We start from the raw sequence: 17,186 nt of genomic DNA, 5'->3' as shown, positions 1-17,186 counted from the left end.
TTGTTAACGCGTTGGCAACAACCTGATGCCAGCAATGTGCCATTACTCACTTTGTGTGGGAATTCAACAGTACACAATGACGGTGATGGCAATCGAAAAGCTCACATAAGGGTTTAAAGGAAAACGCTGAACCCACCCAATATGACCACCAACAGGATCTGTGTCAGAACTTAAAGGCACTTTTCGCAGCCGCTTTTGCTAGCCCAAAAAAGAAAAAACCCGCCGGATAGCGGGTTTATAAAGGGGATTTTAGCGCTTATGCCAGCAGCTCTCTGGCTGTCTCTACCACGTTTTCAGTGGTGAAACCAAATAGCTTGAACAGCTCACCCGCTGGGGCAGATTCACCGAAGGTAGTCATACCGATGATGCGGCCGTCAAAGCCCACGTACTTGTACCAGAAGTCGGCAATGCCCGCTTCGATAGCGATACGCGCTGTTACGTCTGATGGCAGTACTGCCTCGCGGTAAGCCGCATCCTGTTTGTCAAAGGTGTCAGTCGATGGCATAGATACCACGCGAACCGCTTTGCCTTCAGCGCTCAGCTGTGCTGCCGCTTCTACTGCCAGCTCTACCTCTGAACCGGTTGCAATCAGGATAAGCTCTGGCTTGCCTGCGCAATCTTTCAGGATGTACCCCCCCTTGGCGATGTCAGCCACCTGCTCAGCAGTACGGTCTTGCTGTGCCAGGTTCTGACGCGAGAAGATAAGAGACGTTGGAGCGTCTTTACGCTCGATCGCCAGTTTCCACGCTACAGCAGATTCTACCTGGTCACACGGACGCCAGGTGCTCATGTTCGGTGTCAGGCGCAGGGAGGCGATTTGCTCAACCGGCTGGTGGGTTGGGCCATCTTCACCCAGACCGATAGAGTCGTGGGTGTAAACCTGAATATTCTGCACTTTCATCAGTGCGGCCATACGCATCGCGTTACGTGCGTATTCCATGAACATCAGGAAGGTCGCGCCGTAAGGCACAAAACCACCGTGCAGGGCGATACCGTTGATGATGGCGGTCATACCGAACTCACGCACACCGTAGTGGATGTAGTTGCCTGATGCGTCATCTGCGGTCAGCGACTTAGAGCCAGACCACATGGTCAGGTTTGAAGGCGCCAGGTCAGCGGAGCCACCCATAAATTCTGGCAGCAGTTTGCCGAACGCTTCCAGCGCGTTTTGCGACGCTTTACGTGAGGCGATGTTCGCTGGGTTGGCTTGCAGGTCAGCAATGATTTGGTTCGCTTGCGCGTCCCAGTCGGCTGGCAGTTCACCGCTCATGCGGCGTTTGAATTCTGCAGCCAGCTCTGGGTAAGCCGCTTCATACGCGGCAAATTTCTCGTTCCATGCTGCTTCTTTGGCTGCACCGGCTTCTTTTGCATCCCATGCGCGGTAAACGTCTGCCGGGATGTCAAACGGGCCGTGTTCCCAACCGAGGAATTCACGCGCGGCTTTGATTTCATCATGGCCCAGAGGGGCACCGTGACAGTCGTGAGAGCCGGCTTTGTTGGGTGAACCGAAACCGATGATGGTTTTGGTACAAATCAGGGTCGGACGGCCGGTTTCTGCTTTCGCCGCTTCAATCGCTGCGTTGATAGCGTCTGCATCGTGACCGTCTACGGCCGGAATAACGTGCCAGCCGTAAGATTCGAAACGCTTCGGCGTGTCGTCAGTGAACCAGCCTTCAACGTGACCGTCGATAGAGATGCCGTTGTCATCCCAGAAGGCAATCAGTTTGCCAAGGCCCAGCGTCCCCGCCAGTGAACACGCTTCGTGCGAGATACCTTCCATCAGACAGCCATCGCCCATAAACACGTAAGTGTTGTGGTCAACGATGTTGTGGCCGTCACGGTTGAACTGGGCGGCCAGTGCTTTTTCCGCAATCGCCATACCCACCGCATTGGTGATGCCCTGTCCCAGCGGACCGGTGGTGGTTTCTACGCCCGGTGCGTAACCGTATTCCGGGTGACCCGGGGTTTTGGAGTGCAGCTGGCGGAAGTTTTTCAGATCGTCAATAGACAGGTCGTAACCGGTCAGGTGCAACAGGGAGTAAATCAGCATTGAGCCGTGGCCGTTAGACAGCACGAAGCGGTCGCGGTCAGCCCACGCAGGGTTTTGTGGGTTGTGGTTCATGTGGTCGCGCCACAGCACTTCGGCGATGTCCGCCATGCCCATGGGGGCGCCTGGGTGACCAGAGTTAGCTTGTTGTACACCGTCCATGCTGAGGGCACGGATTGCATTGGCAAGGGTTTTACGTTCCATCTTGGGCTTACCTTGTTGAAGTGTGTTCAAATCTGATTTCAATCAAGCGAATGATATAGGAAACAAGAGAGCGGCAATAGCCGCTCTGGGTAAATCTGTTTTTCCGGTTACAGCATACTGCGGATCATGTCTTCCAGTTTGCCTTGGTCAACGGCAAAATTGCGGATACCTTCAGCCAGTTTCTCTACTGCCATCGCATCCAAATTGTGTTCCCACAGGAATTCTGCATGAGTCATTGGTGCTGGACGCGCTTTTACGTCTACGTTGTCGTTCAGTTTCTGCACCACTTCACCGTCTGCGTCAGACAGCTCTTGCAGCAGTTGTGGGCTGATGGTCAGGCGGTCACAGCCTGCCAGCTCAAGGATCTCACCGGTGTTACGGAAGCTCGCGCCCATAACCACGGTGTCATAGCCGTGCGCTTTGTAGTAGTTATAGATCTTGGTAACAGACAGCACACCTGGGTCTTCTGCTGCTTCAAAATCTCGGCCTTCTTTGGCCTTGTACCAGTCCATGATACGGCCAACGAATGGCGAAATCAGGTATACACCGGCTTCCGCACAGGCACGTGCCTGAGCGAAAGAGAATAGCAGGGTCAGGTTACAGTTGATGCCTTCTTTTTCTAACACTTCTGCCGCACGGATACCTTCCCAAGTTGACGCCAGCTTGATCAGGATACGGTCATTGCTGATACCTGCTTCGTTATACATGCTGATAAGCTTACGCGCTTTGGCGACGCTGCCTTCGAAATCATAAGAAAGGCGCGCATCGACCTCGGTAGAAATACGGCCAGGGATCACTTTCAGGATCTCTTTGCCGATGTTGACTGCCAAGCGGTCACTCGCATCAGCCAGTTGTTGTTCAATATCGTTGCTTTTTGCTTTTGCATACGCAATCGCTTCTTCAATCAGCGGCGCATATTTCGGAATTTCGGCGGCTTTCAGGATAAGGGAAGGGTTAGTGGTTGCGTCTTGAGGTTGGTATTTAGTGATCGCATCAATATCACCCGTGTCAGCAACCACGGTTGTGAGCTTGCGTAATTGTTCCAGTTTCGTGCTCATCTTTTAAACCTTTTGTTTATTTAATAGGGGCCCAGGACAGTGCACTTGCACACTTGATGTATCGGGGTAAGAAATCAAATGAACAAATGCAACATGCCTGAGCAAATGATGAAGTCATATTTGTGTTTTTGTGCGATAAAGTCAACGTTCTGATCTGATAAATATCACCGCGATCTCATGGAAACGTTTGCTATTTACCCTCTCTGTTGAATATGCGCTGAAGCCAACGTGGGTATCCTGATTCATCTACATTCATTATCGACCATATTCAATAACGCCATTGCACAACTTGCGCTGGTCGCCAGAATATCAATCGTGCCGGTTTTCAGGGCACCAAGAATAGACAACGCTTTTCTGCTTTCACTGGCTATCGCGATAACATTGGGGATACGCTTTAAATCACTCATTTCAAGCCCAACAACTCGGTTCCGCATCAGGGTTTTGGCGCTGCTGCCATCGAGCTTAAAAAAATCAAAGCCACCAATATCTCCCACAATTCCATCATTGAGACGTGCTTCAACAAATTCACGGGCAGAGAAGCAACCCAACTTTACCATGTGGCTGTTTTCATCCATGTCACCGATACCGACCAAGGCAAACTCTGCCTTTCGCGCCTGATTCAGGGTTTCGTTAATGTTGGGATGACTCAAAAACACATCACGGATTTGTGGTGTATCCACGTAGGCAGGCGCGTACAGGGTTTCACTGCTGCCGCCAAACTTTTTTGCCAACCGACGGCAGATGTGGTCGGCATTAATAATGTCACCGCTACGGTGTGTGCCGCCAATCGCACAGACAAAGCGTGCATTGCGGTGTGACACAATGCCAGGGTGATCAGCGACGGCCGCCACGTTTTGTCCCTGACCGACAGCAACAACCATGCCTTCCTGTAAATTCCCATCCAGAAAAGAGGATACCAGCATTGCGACCTGGATGCGTTGTTCCTGGACGCTCGGTTGGTCAAGCGCGATCAGCGCCCGTTTCAGGCTGAATTTTTCCATCAGCCTTTGCTCTAGTTGTGCGCTGTGCACAGGATGAAACTTGACGGAAATTTCGACGATCCCTTCTTCACGCGCCCTGCGCAACAGACGGCTCACCTTAGCCCGGCTGATCCCAAATTTTTTGGATATCTCTTCCTGCGTTGTGTTCTGTTGATAGTAGAGAATCGCTATCTCGGTGAGAAAATTAGTGTCATCGAGCAGGCTTTCAAAGTTGCCGCTCAATGTGTGTGTGGAAATCATTCGGGTATCCTGCTGTATATGAACTGATACAGAGTCTACGGCGTTTTAGAGAAACGAACAAATGTTCAGTAGTGGATCATATGTTTGCAGCCACATTCTGTGATCACATTTATTGGTGAAGCATGTATCTGAACCAATTTATTTGTGTGTTATGTCCTCTGAATGTTTGAAAAAGTAGTCATTCGTATCTAGATTGAAACTATCTTTGTCAAAATTTATTTGCAGCCACCTTCGTTTAATAACGGTTTCAGTGAAATTATAGAAGGCTGCGTATTGGTTGGTTTATATGGCCCAGGTATCGAACATCTTTGCTTTCGTCAACGTTGTTTGTTTGCCCCTTACTCTCCAGACCCGGGAGCAATGAATGAAATTTCAGCCTTTGATCCCGAACCGTCCGCTTTGGTTGTCTGCGGCGTTTTTTGTCATCCTCTTGAGTACACTCGTGGGCGCACGGTTTGCCGGGCTCTTTCCTGCCTTGGTGACTTCACCGGAAAATGTAGAGACAAGCTATAGTTATTTTATTGACAACACAAATAGCCACGTCTTCAGTTATGTCCGGGAATCGGCCAGCTTCCGCACCATTGAGGATCCCAAAGACATTCCCTGGTCGCTCGGTGAGAAATCCTATTGGGTGCAGTTAGAGATTCAAAACCTTGAATCCGAATACCGTCACCTAGCACTCTATTTTGATACGCCGATGATAGATAGGCTCAATATTTACCAGTATGACGAATCTGGTCGTGAGGTTAAGCGTTGGCGGCTAGGCGACAGTCTTGAAAGAGGCTATCTGGTTGGAGATATGCCACCAGCTATCCATTTTGCGATGGAAGGCTTTGAGCGCTCCTATATCTATCTTCATGTTTATTCTAAAGGGATACCTGTTATGCCGATCTGGGTAATGGATAAACATGATTTCCATACATTGACCCAGCTTTTGCACGCAATATGGGGGGGCTTTACTGCCATTATGCTGACAGTGGCGGCGTATACGTTTGCGGTATACGCGATGTTGCGTGAAAGGGTATATATCGTCTACACCCTTTACGTGCTGGTCTCAATGGTCCAGTTGGGCGCGGTGCACGGGTTTGGTATTTATCTGTTTCCGGCGCCTATCCAGGTTTTCTTCAGTAACAATACAGTGGGGCTGACATTTGGTCTTTTTCTGCTTTCGCTTTTGTATGCCTATCTGTATTTGCGTTCTCACAAAGTCAAAAGCCTTCTCAGGCAGGTCGTGAACTATGCCATGATGGTGCTATTAGGGCTGATGTTGATTTCTTTTGTTACCCCAGAATATATTGCTGCGACTTTCCTTATTGCCATCCAACCGGTGTTTTATCTCCTCATCGGCATACTGGTATGGAAACGTTGGACGATGGCACAGAAGTGGAGCCCTATGTTCACTTTCTCTTGGATACCCTTGGTGATATCGGGCATTTTCCCGCCACTTTTGATCACCGGCACCATTGAATATTCTCTGGCGTCCCGCTACGCCTTTATGTTGGGCAACGTCACCGCGGTGATGTTTATGGCCTTGGCGTTGGCAGAGCGTTTCCGTCAGCAACGGGAGCAATCGGTGTATCAAATGACCCATGACACGGTGTCTGCCACGCCTAATGTTAATGTTCTTTCCTTGGTGATGGATAACCTGATAGACCGCAACCGTGCGTTCACCCTGTGCTGCTTTCAGATAGACAGATTTAACTCTCTGGCGCCTTATATGTCTTCACAGCAAAAAAAAGTCTTCATCGGTGAAGTGTGCGATCGCCTGCATCATTCACTGGATTGCGATACTGTACAGGTGTTGGAAAGCGGTGATGATCGCACACACCGTATTGCCTGCATCAATGATGGGCTGTTTGGCTTTGTGGTGTTATCGACGGAAAAAGCGAAAATAAAACTGTTATTGGCAAGTGTGCTTGATGAGGTCGACAACGACGTCGAGCTTAGTGATCTCAGCATTCGTACTCAGGGCACGATTGGTTCAAGCGAATTCCCCAAAGATGGAAATCAACATGACACGTTACTGCGCAAAGCGATGCAGGCGGTGGCGGAAACATCACCAATAGAAAAGCGTCTCAATACCTATGATTCGTTGAACAGTTTTAATCGAACGCTAAATATGTCGTTGGTGTCTGATCTGAAAAAAGCCATCGAGAGAGATGAACTGGAACTGTATCACCAGCCACAAGTAGATTTGCGCACAGGGTCAATTCATGGTTCAGAAGTATTGCTGCGATGGGATCACCCGAAGTATGGCCAGGTTTCACCGGAGGTTTTCGTCAAATTGGCGGAAGAGGTGGGGCTGATTAATGACTTAACGCTTTGGGTTATTAAGCGTGCTTTTTACCAGCAAAGTAAACTGATTGAGCTGGGTTTTAGCCGTCGGCTGTCTATCAATGTCAGTGCATCTGATATCGTTATTCCCAATCTGGTTGATAGAATCGCTGATATCGCCCAGAAGTACCATGTGCCGACAGGAACACTTTCCCTGGAGCTGACAGAGTCAACCATGGTGTCAGACTACGATAGCCTGCATGAAGTTATCGACCGTCTATCAGAGTATGATATTGAAGTGTCGATTGATGATTATGGCACGGGCTACTCGTCGCTGACCTACTTGTCACAGTTACCATTTACTGAGTTAAAAATTGACCGGAGCTTTATTAAAACCCTGACCAACAGTCCGCGTAAACAGAACATTGTCCGTGCTACGACTGAAATGGCCAAATCGTTGGGTTTGATGGTAGTGGCAGAAGGGGTGGAAGATTTGGAAACGGCCTCGGTGCTGAAACGCTATGGCGTCGATATTGCCCAAGGTTATCACTATTCACGACCTCTCAGTTTCAGCCAGTACCTGTTATACCTGAAGCGGACAGCGCACCAGGTGCCGGTTGTCCTTAAAAGGTCAAACCGCTTTGGTGCGCAATCGGGATAATCAATTAATCCGGGTAATAGATGGCGCCAAGCCTGCATGGGCGACTGGCGCCGGTGACATCGGGCAGGTTACCTGGTTTTCCTTCAAGGGCTTGCTGTGCCAGCCAGGCAAATGCCAGTGCTTCCAAAGAATCGCCATCAACGCCTTTGTCATCTGTCGTCATCACTTGCCAGTCTGGCAACAAGGCTTGAAGCGCAGCCATTAAGGCGTTGTTTCTGGCTCCACCGCCACATACCAATACCTCGCCTTGCCCAAAGCGGCGCACATCATTTGCAATAGAATGGGCTGTGAAGGCGAGCAGAGTAGCTTGCACATCCTCAGGTTTCACTGACTCGTTGAACCGGTTGAGCTGGGCTTCCAGCCAACGGTGGTTAAACAATTCGCGTCCGGTACTTTTCGGTGCTGGAAGCGCAAAATAATCATCACTGAGCATTTGACGCAGCAGGGCTTGATTTGTCGCCCCGCTCGCTGCCCAAGCACCGTCTTTGTCGTAGGGCTTGCCGAGATGTTGGTGGACCCAACTGTCCATCAGCATATTGCCCGGGCCGGTATCGTAACCTACAACAGGATTGCCCGGTGAAAGCACGGAGATATTGGCAATGCCGCCAATGTTAAGTACCACTGTTGTGGTGTCTTTCATGCCAAAAAGATACTGGTGAAATGCAGGAACCAAGGGGGCGCCTTGCCCACCAAGTGCCATGTCTTTGCGGCGGAAGTCAGCGACGGTCGTAATGCCTGTCAATGCCGCAATCAGGTTGGCATCGCCCAGTTGCATCGTAAAGGGCATTGGGCCTGTCGGTTTATGAAACACAGTTTGTCCGTGGCAGCCAATGGCTGTAATAGCACGGGCTTCCAGCGCGTTTTCCTGTAGGAAACGGTTAACCGATTGGGCATAGGTTTTCCCCAGAAAATGGTCAATCGTACCGATTTCCTCGAGTGTAACGGGAGCACCCTGGCTGAGCGCAATCAATTGTTCTTTCAGTGCTTCATGAAAGGGATACATAGCCTGATGGTGCAGTGCAACACCGGCGTTAGAAAAAGAAGCCGCGACAATATCAATACCATCGAGACTGGTGCCGGACATAATGCCGATATACATGTTTTCAGTTTACCTGTGTACCTTGGTTTTCCCTCAGTCTCTCACAGAGAGTGAAAAGAGGGTATTAAATTCCGGGGATTAGCTTTCTAGAGTGTGCGTGTCAGCGTAATATGTCGGTTGAAACAATGAGTAAAACAAACAGGAGCGAACCATGGGCCCATTGTGGCTGGATGTTGAAGGGGGCGAACTCAGCGCAGAAGAGCGTGAGTTGTTACAACACCCGACCGTTGGCGGTGTCATTCTTTTTGCCCGCAATTACCACGACAGCCAACAGTTGGCTGCGTTGACCACCGCTATCCGAAAAGCAGCGAAACGGCCAATTTTGATTGGTGTCGATCAGGAGGGGGGACGTGTTCAACGCTTTCGCGAACAGTTCACGCTGATCCCACCGGCGCAATCTTATGCACAAATGCGCGACGGTCTGGCCATTGCCCAGGAATCAGGCTGGCTGATGGCAGCAGAGCTGATGGCCCATGATATCGACATCAGTTTTGCCCCTGTGCTGGATCGCGGCTTTGACTGTAAAGCGATTGGCAGCCGGGCGTTTGGTGAGGATAATGATACGGTGATTCGCTACTCCACCGCGTTCATGAAAGGCATGAAAGAAGCTGGGATGGCGACTACCGGCAAACACTTCCCCGGGCACGGTGCCGTGATTGCTGACTCACACGTTGAAAGTCCGAAAGATGAGCGTGACAACCTATTCGAGCAGGACATGGCGATTTTTACTGCCCAGATAGAGGCTGGCGTGTTGGATGCCATGATGCCAGCGCACGTGATTTATCCCCACTATGACGATTTGCCAGCCAGTGGTTCGCCTTACTGGCTGAAGCGGGTTCTCCGTGAACAACTTGGCTTTAAAGGGATTGTATTCTCAGACGACCTGAGCATGGAAGGCGCGACCGTGATGGGCGGCCCGGCAGAACGTTGTAAGCAATCTTTAGCCGCAGGTTGCGATATGCTGCTACTTTGCAACAACCGCCAGTCTTCTATTGAAGCCCTCGACAACCTGCCAATCATTGAGGTACCACAAGCGGTCAATTTAGCCAAGAAAAAGCATTTCAGCGTAAAAGAGTTGCAAGGGACTGAAAGGTGGCGAGAAGCCCAAAAACGCATCGAGGCCTTTCATGTCGAGTGGCAGGAAAAGCAAGAGTAAGTCGGCAGGCAGATGATTTGCCATGTTCCACATTGGAATACCAGTCGTTTGAAACAACAAAGCCAGCGTTAAAAACGCTGGCTTTTTCACATCAATGCATCAATCGAACGGGTAATAATCCTCTTGAAGTGAACGACCAGGACGCGTCTTGCGACGTGCCTTTTTGCCACGTTGTCGATCATCGAATTCATCGTGGAATTTAGAATGAAACTTCTCTTTGCGCTTTGTGTCGTCTCTCAGCCACTGTTCCCACTTGGCCATTATTTATACCTTGTTCGTTTATCAATGCGTCGGAATAGATTCTGGTTTTAACAAACGCGTTAACATTGCGTCAGTCGATGTCTTTGAAAATATAGCCGATGTATTGTGACTTATTGATGATGTTTTATTGGCATGACTATGACACCAATTCCAAACAAGCATAGTTCCTATATTACAAATAAATAAAACGAAAAAATTCACTGCCATCGATGAAAGTTTTCGATAGCTGTAGGCAAAACCTTACGCATTTGAAGATGAAAGGATAACAGCGTTTTTTCCTGTGTCCGCGTGCGATTGTTATCGGGCTGTAATGCAGTAAAAATGCGATGTAAGGCCTAATTTTTGGCTAATGATGCGAAGGAAATAGGGAAAGTTTTCTAGGGGATAGTGGTTAAGAAAATGGCTAGGCACTGACATTTTTTGCACTATTACAATAGGTTGCTTTTTGACCATCTCGACGTGATATAGCCTCTCCGCTACCTTTGATGAAATTAGTCAAAGTTTATCTAGATAAAACTCGACAGAATTCGAAATCACCGCTATAAACCGCATTAAGAATTAAATTTCTTAATCGTCAGTTCAACAATATTTTGCTTTACACCTTAGTGGTTTAATGAAGAATAAGGCACGAATTTGTTAAGGAGCTAAATAATGTTTAGTGGTCAAAAGTTTTTTGATGACAAGCATTTTCCAAAAGGTTTTGCTCGTTCAGGGTATTTTACCATCAAAGAAGCACAACTATTGGAAAGCTGTGGCCGTACTATGAAGGCATTGTTCGATGGTACCATGGTCCCACAAGACGAAGAGCAGCAAAAGTTTGTTGACGAAGTGAAGGGGCGTCGTGCGGCTGAATCAAGCTACGCTCTTTGCTGGTTGAAGTATCTGAAAGAGATCAACCACAAACATGTCGTCTACAATCTTTGCTCCACTTCCCGCAGTAGCGCGAGTGAAGATTACTCTGATCTTGAAGCTGACGAGTAACATCTATAATGTCAAAACAAAAAAGCGAGCATTTGAGGCTCGCTTTTTTACTGCCTGACATCCAGAGGTTGTGGATGGTAAAAAGCCAGCAGACCCTAAGAGTTGTAACGACTACGCGAGCAAATTTTCCAGCGTATAGGGATGGCGTGTTAACCCGAGTGCCTGTGCTGGTGTGAAGCCGTCACTTTTTAGGTGACATAAATTGTTCCATGCCCGGAATATATCGAGCAACGGGAGCAACCCTCCTGGACGTAACCGGCGTCTTGGTTCATCAATCAGGGACCGGAAGTGATGATGGAAGCGATCTTGATACTCTTCCAATGCGGTTGTTGAAGCACACTGTAACCAATCTACTTCATTACCTATGTCACGACCTAAGTGGCAAATTGCTTTGGCTTCGTCCCCTTGTTGGCTAAATGCCCAACGGTCCCGCCACCAACTAAGTAGCATGATGTCGATATTTTCTATTGTGTTTCTTTTTTTCCACTGTGGTGTCTGTACAACATACACCGGATGACATTGCTTATTGCGCAGACGCTCTTTGAACACACTGATAATGGCAGAGCGGAGCAACGTTTCCTGGGGCAAATAAATGGTTAGATTTTCCCAATCGTCTGTCAGCTCTTGTAACCGCAAGTAGTGAGCATAGGCGGCATACTGTGGCCTGATCAAACATCCTTTCGAGGGATAGTCGATGTGGATCGGGCGTGTGTAAAGGTCTTCGACATTGGCGCGGGAAAGCACTTCCTTGTATTTGGCGTTGATCTGGCTCAGCAGATCTGTGTGATTTGGCTCATGCGATTCCAAGATGTGTACAAAACTGTCCGGTACCAGACGTGAATTGTCCGTACACATATCAACAGGATCTTTGGGTTTGTCTTCTTGCGAGGAATAATTGATGTTTTGTAGCAGCACATAACCGTGATTTGCATCGCCTGTCGTCAGCCAAAGCACACCGTTGTTGCTGTTAGGCTGCAGAGGAGTCAATGCGCAGGCCAATGGATGTTGTTTGGCCAGTTGCATAAAGCGGGCGTCAACACTTGCCAGCTTGTTCCGGCATCGTGCAGCGATCTGCTCCAGATGATCGTAGAACGTTTTGGGATTGATGTGGAGTTTACGGCAAATTTCGCGCACTGGATGACCGGTAAACAGCAAGCCTAACAGGCGTTGTTGTATGCTCAGTTTCTGGTTTGTATTTGACCACTTATCAACAAAAGTCGCCTGACAGTGCTTACAGCGATAGCGCTGACGATCACCGCTGTAGCCAAATGCATGATAGTGTTCGCGGTGAGTTAAAACAGGTTTGCCATACGCTTCGCAGCCTTCTGTGAAGCAGGCTGCAAGGTTGCCTGCATCCTGCTTTTTCAGGCGATTAAGTTCTTCAATAACGCCTTGGTTGTTAAGAAGAGGAGGAAAGGCACCACACTCTCTGCATACCAGGCCGGGACGGGATGGATCCGTATTTTGAAGCAAATAATACTTCTCATCACTCAATCCAAAGTTTCGACACGCCAATGTTTTACAGAAGTTGAGTTGTAATCCATCTGCCGCCGGCGGTAGCTTCCCTGTCGACACCAGTCCTCCTCGAATTCTTTTATGTCGTAGATAGAAAATGAACACCGGCGCTGTGATAGGTGCGCCAAATGGTTTCGGTGTAGCTGCGCGGTACTAGGAAAAAAATCGCGAGATCACGGTTTGGTAGATAACGCCCCCAAGATAAATACCTACAATGCCCATAATGCCGGAAATAACCGGTGGAGCAGGCAGAGGTAATTTCACGGCACTAAAGAAAAAACCCACAATGGCGCCAGCGAATAGCGCTAATAAAATTTCACTCATCAATATAATCCCTTTGTGTTTGCATCAAAAACAGCAATATTTGTTAGTCTCTGTGTCATTACTGTTAATGTTTCTTGAACCCAGTCTAGGGGTCATGCAACATGCTTCAGCAGATCCCGATCACAATCACTGCGTTTCTATTTCGGTTTTTGCATATTGATTACTAATTGTGTTGTTTTAGCGATGTATATCACATTTAAGCTTAAAGGTCATCTGACCCATAATGGGATAGAGCTGAAGGGGATGCAGCAAATACAGCAGAAATAAACAAGCGCCGCAGAACGAGGCGCTTGTTTCCCGTTATTTGATCACGGTGATATCGACTTTCTTACCTAAAGACATAGCGAGATTGTTATCGTAGTAAGCGGCTTCATTAATAAAATGCGGATAGGCTTCATAGTTGCCATTCCAGTAGATCTCTGAGCCATCGAATGTGGTAAAGATCGGATCCCCGTTGTTCAGTGGTGTAAAGTCCGCATCCTGAACGCTTTTATGTACCATACCGATACGTTCCCCCTGTGCGTTTTCCGGAAGTTTCAGTGTTTCTACATAACGGTAGGCTGAGATGGTGTCCGGCAGTTCAGGGACTTCACCTTTGTTGTACAGATCAACAAAATCAAGAATATGTCCTGTCATGCTGTCCATCCACTCCAGCACATCCTGACGGACCACTGACTGTGGCTGTGGACCCACTTCTACAATAATGCCCTGATTGGCAATGGAGCAAAGGAATAATTGCTCGTCCATAGAGCAGTGATCTTCAAACAGAATCACAGCATTTTCCATTCTTTCAGACACGTACGCAGCCAGTTGCGTGTTGAACGCATCATTTTTCAGCAAGATGAGGGTAGGTCCCATGTTGCTGGTGGTATTGTGTAAATCGATAATTAAGTCGGTACGGGCATTCCCTTTTGGACCCAACTGTTGGTTGATGGCTTTCGCCCGGCTTTGTTCATAATTACCGAGTGACGGATTGTCGAGATCGGCCGGGGCAAACTGGCGATTCAAATCGCAATCGATATACCGTTTATTGTCACGAAATGCATTGGGGTTAGCGAAAAGCGTTTCTGTTTCGAAGCTTGGGCGGCTGATAAGGGCGGGAGTGTCCTGCCACTTTCTAAGAAGATAAATGCCGCTGAATTCGTTTCCATGGGTGCCGCCAACAATGGCAACCCGGTTGAATGTATTCATCCTTGTCCTCTCCTGATCGACGAAACGCCAATATATCAGGGCGATGGGTATTCCCCAAGGGGCAAAATACATAGTAAATGAATTTTTATTCGCTACGGCGATTTATATATGCAGTCTGGGTGATCTGGTACCTCCATAAGCAAAGCGATTAACAATGATCACGGGTATAGCCAGAATTTAGTTCAAAAAAATCCCTCACGTTAAGTGAGGGACTTCTGTATAAAAGACAGGCTCTGCAGGTGGTTTTTTACTATTCGAGTTAGTTTCCAACTCGGTTATCGATGCTCAAAAATGCTCATTCTTCCATATAGCTTTCAATGCTTGGGCAAGAACAAATCAGATTACGGTCACCATATACGTTGTCGACGCGGTTAACAGTCGGCCAGTATTTGGCGTTTTTCGACTGTGCGCTTGGGAAGCAGGCCAGTTCACGGCTGTAAGGGTGATCCCACGCTGTTGCCATCAGATCAGACTGTGTGTGCGGAGCGTTAACCAGTGGGTTGTCATCCTGCGGCCATTCACCGTCCTGTACTTTGGCGATTTCTTCGCGGATTGCGATCATCGCGTCACAGAAACGATCCAACTCCGCTTTGTCTTCACTTTCTGTCGGCTCAATCATCAAGGTGCCGGCAACCGGGAATGACATCGTAGGCGCATGGAAACCGTAGTCCATCAAACGCTTGGCGATGTCTTCCTCAGAAATACCTGATGCCTCTTTGATTGGGCGGATGTCGATAATGCATTCGTGTGCGATGCGGCCGTGAGTGCCACGGTAAAGCACCGGATAGTAAGGACGCAGGCGTTCCATCACGTAGTTTGCACTCAGGATGGCAACCTTGGTGGCTTCTGTCAGCCCTTGCTCGCCCATCATTGCAATGTATGCCCAGGAAATAGGCAGGATAGAGGCACTGCCGATTTGCGCTGCAGATACGGCGTAATTTGTGCCTTCAACCACATGACCTGGCAGGAAAGGTGCAAGGTGAGATTTTACGCCAATTGGCCCCATGCCCGGACCACCGCCACCGTGTGGGATACAGAAGGTTTTGTGCAGGTTAAGATGAGAAACATCAGAACCGATAAAACCGGGGCTGGTAAGCCCTACCTGTGCATTCATGTTCGCGCCGTCGAGGTAAACCTGCCCACCTGCTTCATGAACCAGTTCGCACACTTCCTGCACTGCTTCTTCGTATACGCCGTGGGTAGACGGGTAGGTGATCATAATGCAGGACAGTTCGTTGCGGTGTTTCTCAATCTTCGCTTTCAGATCGTCAATATCGATATTGCCGTTCTCATCACAGCCTACCACCACCACTTTCATAGAAACCATCGCCGCTGATGCCGGGTTGGTGCCGTGCGCTGAGCTTGGGATCAGGCAGACATTACGGTGACTTTCGCCACGGCTTTGGTGATAACGCTGGATGGCAATCAAGCCTGCGTACTCACCCTGTGCGCCAGAGTTCGGCTGCAGGGACATCGCGTCGTAGCCTGTGATTTCACACAGCATTTTATTCAGGGATGCTGCCAGTTCAGCGTAACCTTGTGCCTGATCAGCGGGCACAAAGGGGTGCAGGGCACCGAACTCTGGCCAGGTAACGGGGATCATCTCTGCCGCCGCATTCAGCTTCATGGTACAGCTGCCAAGCGGGATCATGCCGTGTGTCAGGGAGAAGTCTTTGTTTTCCAGTTTCTTCATGTAACGCATCAACTGGGTTTCACTGTGGTAGGTGTTGAACACAGGGTGCGTCAGGAAATCGCTGGTGCGGCGGCACGCTTTGGGAATGGCCGCGAACTCGTCTGCTTCGACGGAGGAAGCAAACTGTGTCACGTCTGTTTCGTCGGTCAGCGCAGCAATCAGTGCGTTTACCTCTGTAAGTGTCGTGGTTTCGTCAAAGCTGATGCCGATTTGGCCGTCCAGTTTGCGAAGGTTGAAACCGGCATCCTGCGCTTTCTGGAGCAGGGTATCGGTTTGATCGCCAGTGTTCAGCGTAATGGTGTCGAAGAAATCATGGAATGCCAGAGTGATGCCTGCATGGTTAAACGCGGCTGCGGCAAGGGCTGTCAGGTGGTGTACACGACGGCCAATTTTTTTCAGGCCTTCTGGACCGTGATACACCGCGAAGAATGCCGCCATGTTGGCCAGCAGTGCTTGCGCGGTACAGATGTTGGAGGTGGCTTTTTCGCGGCGGATATGCTGCTCGCGGGTCTGCATGGCCATGCGAAGCGCCTGATTGCCCTTGGCATCGATAGACACGCCAATTACACGGCCAGGCATGGTGCGTTTCAGTTTGTCACGGGTTGCCATAAAAGCGGCATGAGGGCCACCAAAGCCCATTGGCACGCCAAAGCGCTGCGCTGAGCCAATCACTACATCTGCGCCCATTTCACCCGGTGCTTTCAGCAGGGTAAGGGACAACAAATCTGCAGCCACGGTAATCAGTGTTTTGTTGGCCTGCGCTGCCGCGATAAGGTCTGTCAGATCGCGCACCTGACCGGTCGTGCCGGGATATTGCAGCAAGGCACCGAAGACATCGTGCTGGGGCAGGTTTTCAGCAGCGTCAACCACCACATCGAAGCCCATGAAACCGGCGCGGGTATTGATAACATCCAGTGTTTGTGGGTGAACATCATCAGCAACAAAGAAGGCATTGCTCTTGCTCTTTCCGCCACGTTTACACAGTGTCATGGCTTCTGCAGCAGCAGTGGCTTCATCCAGCAGGGAGGCGTTTGCCAGTTCCATACCGGTCAAATCCATCACCATTTGCTGGAAGTTCAGCAGGGATTCAAGGCGGCCTTGTGAAATTTCCGGCTGGTACGGCGTGTAGGCGGTATACCAACCTGGATTTTCGAGGACATTACGGAGAATGGGCGTCGGTGTGTGAGTGCCATAGTAACCCTGGCCGATAAAGCTGCGCTTGATGACGTTTTTGCTGGCAATCGCTTTCAGCTTGTCCAGCATGGCTACTTCGCTCAGTGGTGCATCCAGTTCCATCGGTTGTGGCAAACGGATCGCTGCCGGTACGGTTTCTTCAACCAAATGCTCAAGGCTGGTGGCATTGACAGTGTCCAGCATTGCCTGTTGGTCTGATTGGCGCGGGCCATTGTGACGGGTGACAAACTCGTTGTCTGGCTGCAGTTGATCAAGTAAGCGTGATTCTGTCATGACTGTCGTCCTGA

At 49.4% G+C, this 17,186-nt stretch carries 12 protein-coding genes; 3 read left to right on the top strand and 9 right to left on the bottom strand.

All coding sequences use genetic code 11. The features are described 5' to 3' along the window. Window positions 1-256: 256 nt before the first annotated feature. The 3 genes from tkt to VHA_RS06175 form a co-directional block, all read right to left on the bottom strand. Window positions 257-2,251, bottom strand: coding sequence for a transketolase (tkt, locus tag VHA_RS06185; RefSeq protein ID WP_005502829.1), 1,995 nt, complete (start codon window positions 2,249-2,251; stop codon window positions 257-259). A gap of 107 nt (window positions 2,252-2,358) precedes the next feature. Then, entirely contained in the window at window positions 2,359-3,309 is a 951-nt protein-coding gene (gene tal, locus VHA_RS06180) for a transaldolase (RefSeq protein WP_005502823.1), read from the bottom strand. A gap of 242 nt (window positions 3,310-3,551) precedes the next feature. Further along, window positions 3,552-4,550 (bottom strand): sugar-binding transcriptional regulator, encoded by a 999-nt coding sequence (locus VHA_RS06175; protein ID WP_005502821.1) that lies wholly within the window; start codon window positions 4,548-4,550, stop codon window positions 3,552-3,554. Window positions 4,551-4,914: 364 nt separating this feature from the next. Between VHA_RS06175 and VHA_RS06170 the strand changes: the two genes are divergently transcribed. Beyond that, the gene (locus tag VHA_RS06170) at window positions 4,915-7,485 is read left to right on the top strand and encodes an EAL domain-containing protein (protein ID WP_005502820.1); all 2,571 of its coding nucleotides are present in this window, start codon (window positions 4,915-4,917) and stop codon (window positions 7,483-7,485) included. A 4-nt stretch (window positions 7,486-7,489) separates the two neighbouring features. Here the strand turns inward: VHA_RS06170 and VHA_RS06165 are convergent, their stop codons facing one another. Next, complete coding sequence (locus VHA_RS06165) at window positions 7,490-8,584, bottom strand: anhydro-N-acetylmuramic acid kinase (protein WP_005502818.1); 1,095 nt, start codon at window positions 8,582-8,584, stop codon at window positions 7,490-7,492. A gap of 151 nt (window positions 8,585-8,735) precedes the next feature. Between VHA_RS06165 and nagZ the strand changes: the two genes are divergently transcribed. Next, complete coding sequence (gene nagZ / locus VHA_RS06160; RefSeq protein ID WP_005502816.1) at window positions 8,736-9,740, top strand: beta-N-acetylhexosaminidase; 1,005 nt, start codon at window positions 8,736-8,738, stop codon at window positions 9,738-9,740. A gap of 99 nt (window positions 9,741-9,839) precedes the next feature. Here the strand turns inward: nagZ and VHA_RS18995 are convergent, their stop codons facing one another. Then, window positions 9,840-10,001, bottom strand: coding sequence for a hypothetical protein (locus VHA_RS18995; RefSeq protein ID WP_005502814.1), 162 nt, complete (start codon window positions 9,999-10,001; stop codon window positions 9,840-9,842). Between the two features lie 651 nt (window positions 10,002-10,652). Here VHA_RS18995 and VHA_RS06155 point away from each other — a divergent pair. After that, the gene (locus VHA_RS06155) at window positions 10,653-10,982 is read left to right on the top strand and encodes a MaoP family protein (protein WP_005502810.1); all 330 of its coding nucleotides are present in this window, start codon (window positions 10,653-10,655) and stop codon (window positions 10,980-10,982) included. 111 nt (window positions 10,983-11,093) lie between these two features. Here the strand turns inward: VHA_RS06155 and VHA_RS06150 are convergent, their stop codons facing one another. The 4 genes from VHA_RS06150 to gcvP form a co-directional block, all read right to left on the bottom strand. Further along, window positions 11,094-12,557 carry a hypothetical protein gene (locus VHA_RS06150; RefSeq protein ID WP_005502808.1) on the bottom strand — a complete coding sequence of 488 codons (1,464 nt, stop codon included), beginning with the start codon at window positions 12,555-12,557 and terminating at the stop codon, window positions 11,094-11,096. A 93-nt stretch (window positions 12,558-12,650) separates the two neighbouring features. After that, window positions 12,651-12,821 carry a XapX domain-containing protein gene (locus tag VHA_RS06145; RefSeq protein WP_005502806.1) on the bottom strand — a complete coding sequence of 57 codons (171 nt, stop codon included), beginning with the start codon at window positions 12,819-12,821 and terminating at the stop codon, window positions 12,651-12,653. A gap of 300 nt (window positions 12,822-13,121) precedes the next feature. Continuing rightward, a complete protein-coding gene (locus VHA_RS06140) occupies window positions 13,122-14,012 on the bottom strand; it encodes an aspartoacylase (RefSeq protein ID WP_005502804.1) in 891 nt (296 codons plus the stop codon). 295 nt (window positions 14,013-14,307) lie between these two features. Then, a complete protein-coding gene (gene gcvP, locus VHA_RS06135) occupies window positions 14,308-17,172 on the bottom strand; it encodes an aminomethyl-transferring glycine dehydrogenase (RefSeq protein WP_005502801.1) in 2,865 nt (954 codons plus the stop codon). Between the last annotated feature and the right edge of the window lie 14 nt (window positions 17,173-17,186).

The sequence above is a fragment of the Grimontia hollisae CIP 101886 genome (assembly GCF_000176515.1).
Taxonomy (GTDB): Bacteria; Pseudomonadota; Gammaproteobacteria; order Enterobacterales; family Vibrionaceae; genus Enterovibrio; species Enterovibrio hollisae.
The sequence above is the reverse complement of the archived record's forward strand: the minus strand, read 5'-3'. Positions and strand labels throughout refer to the sequence as shown.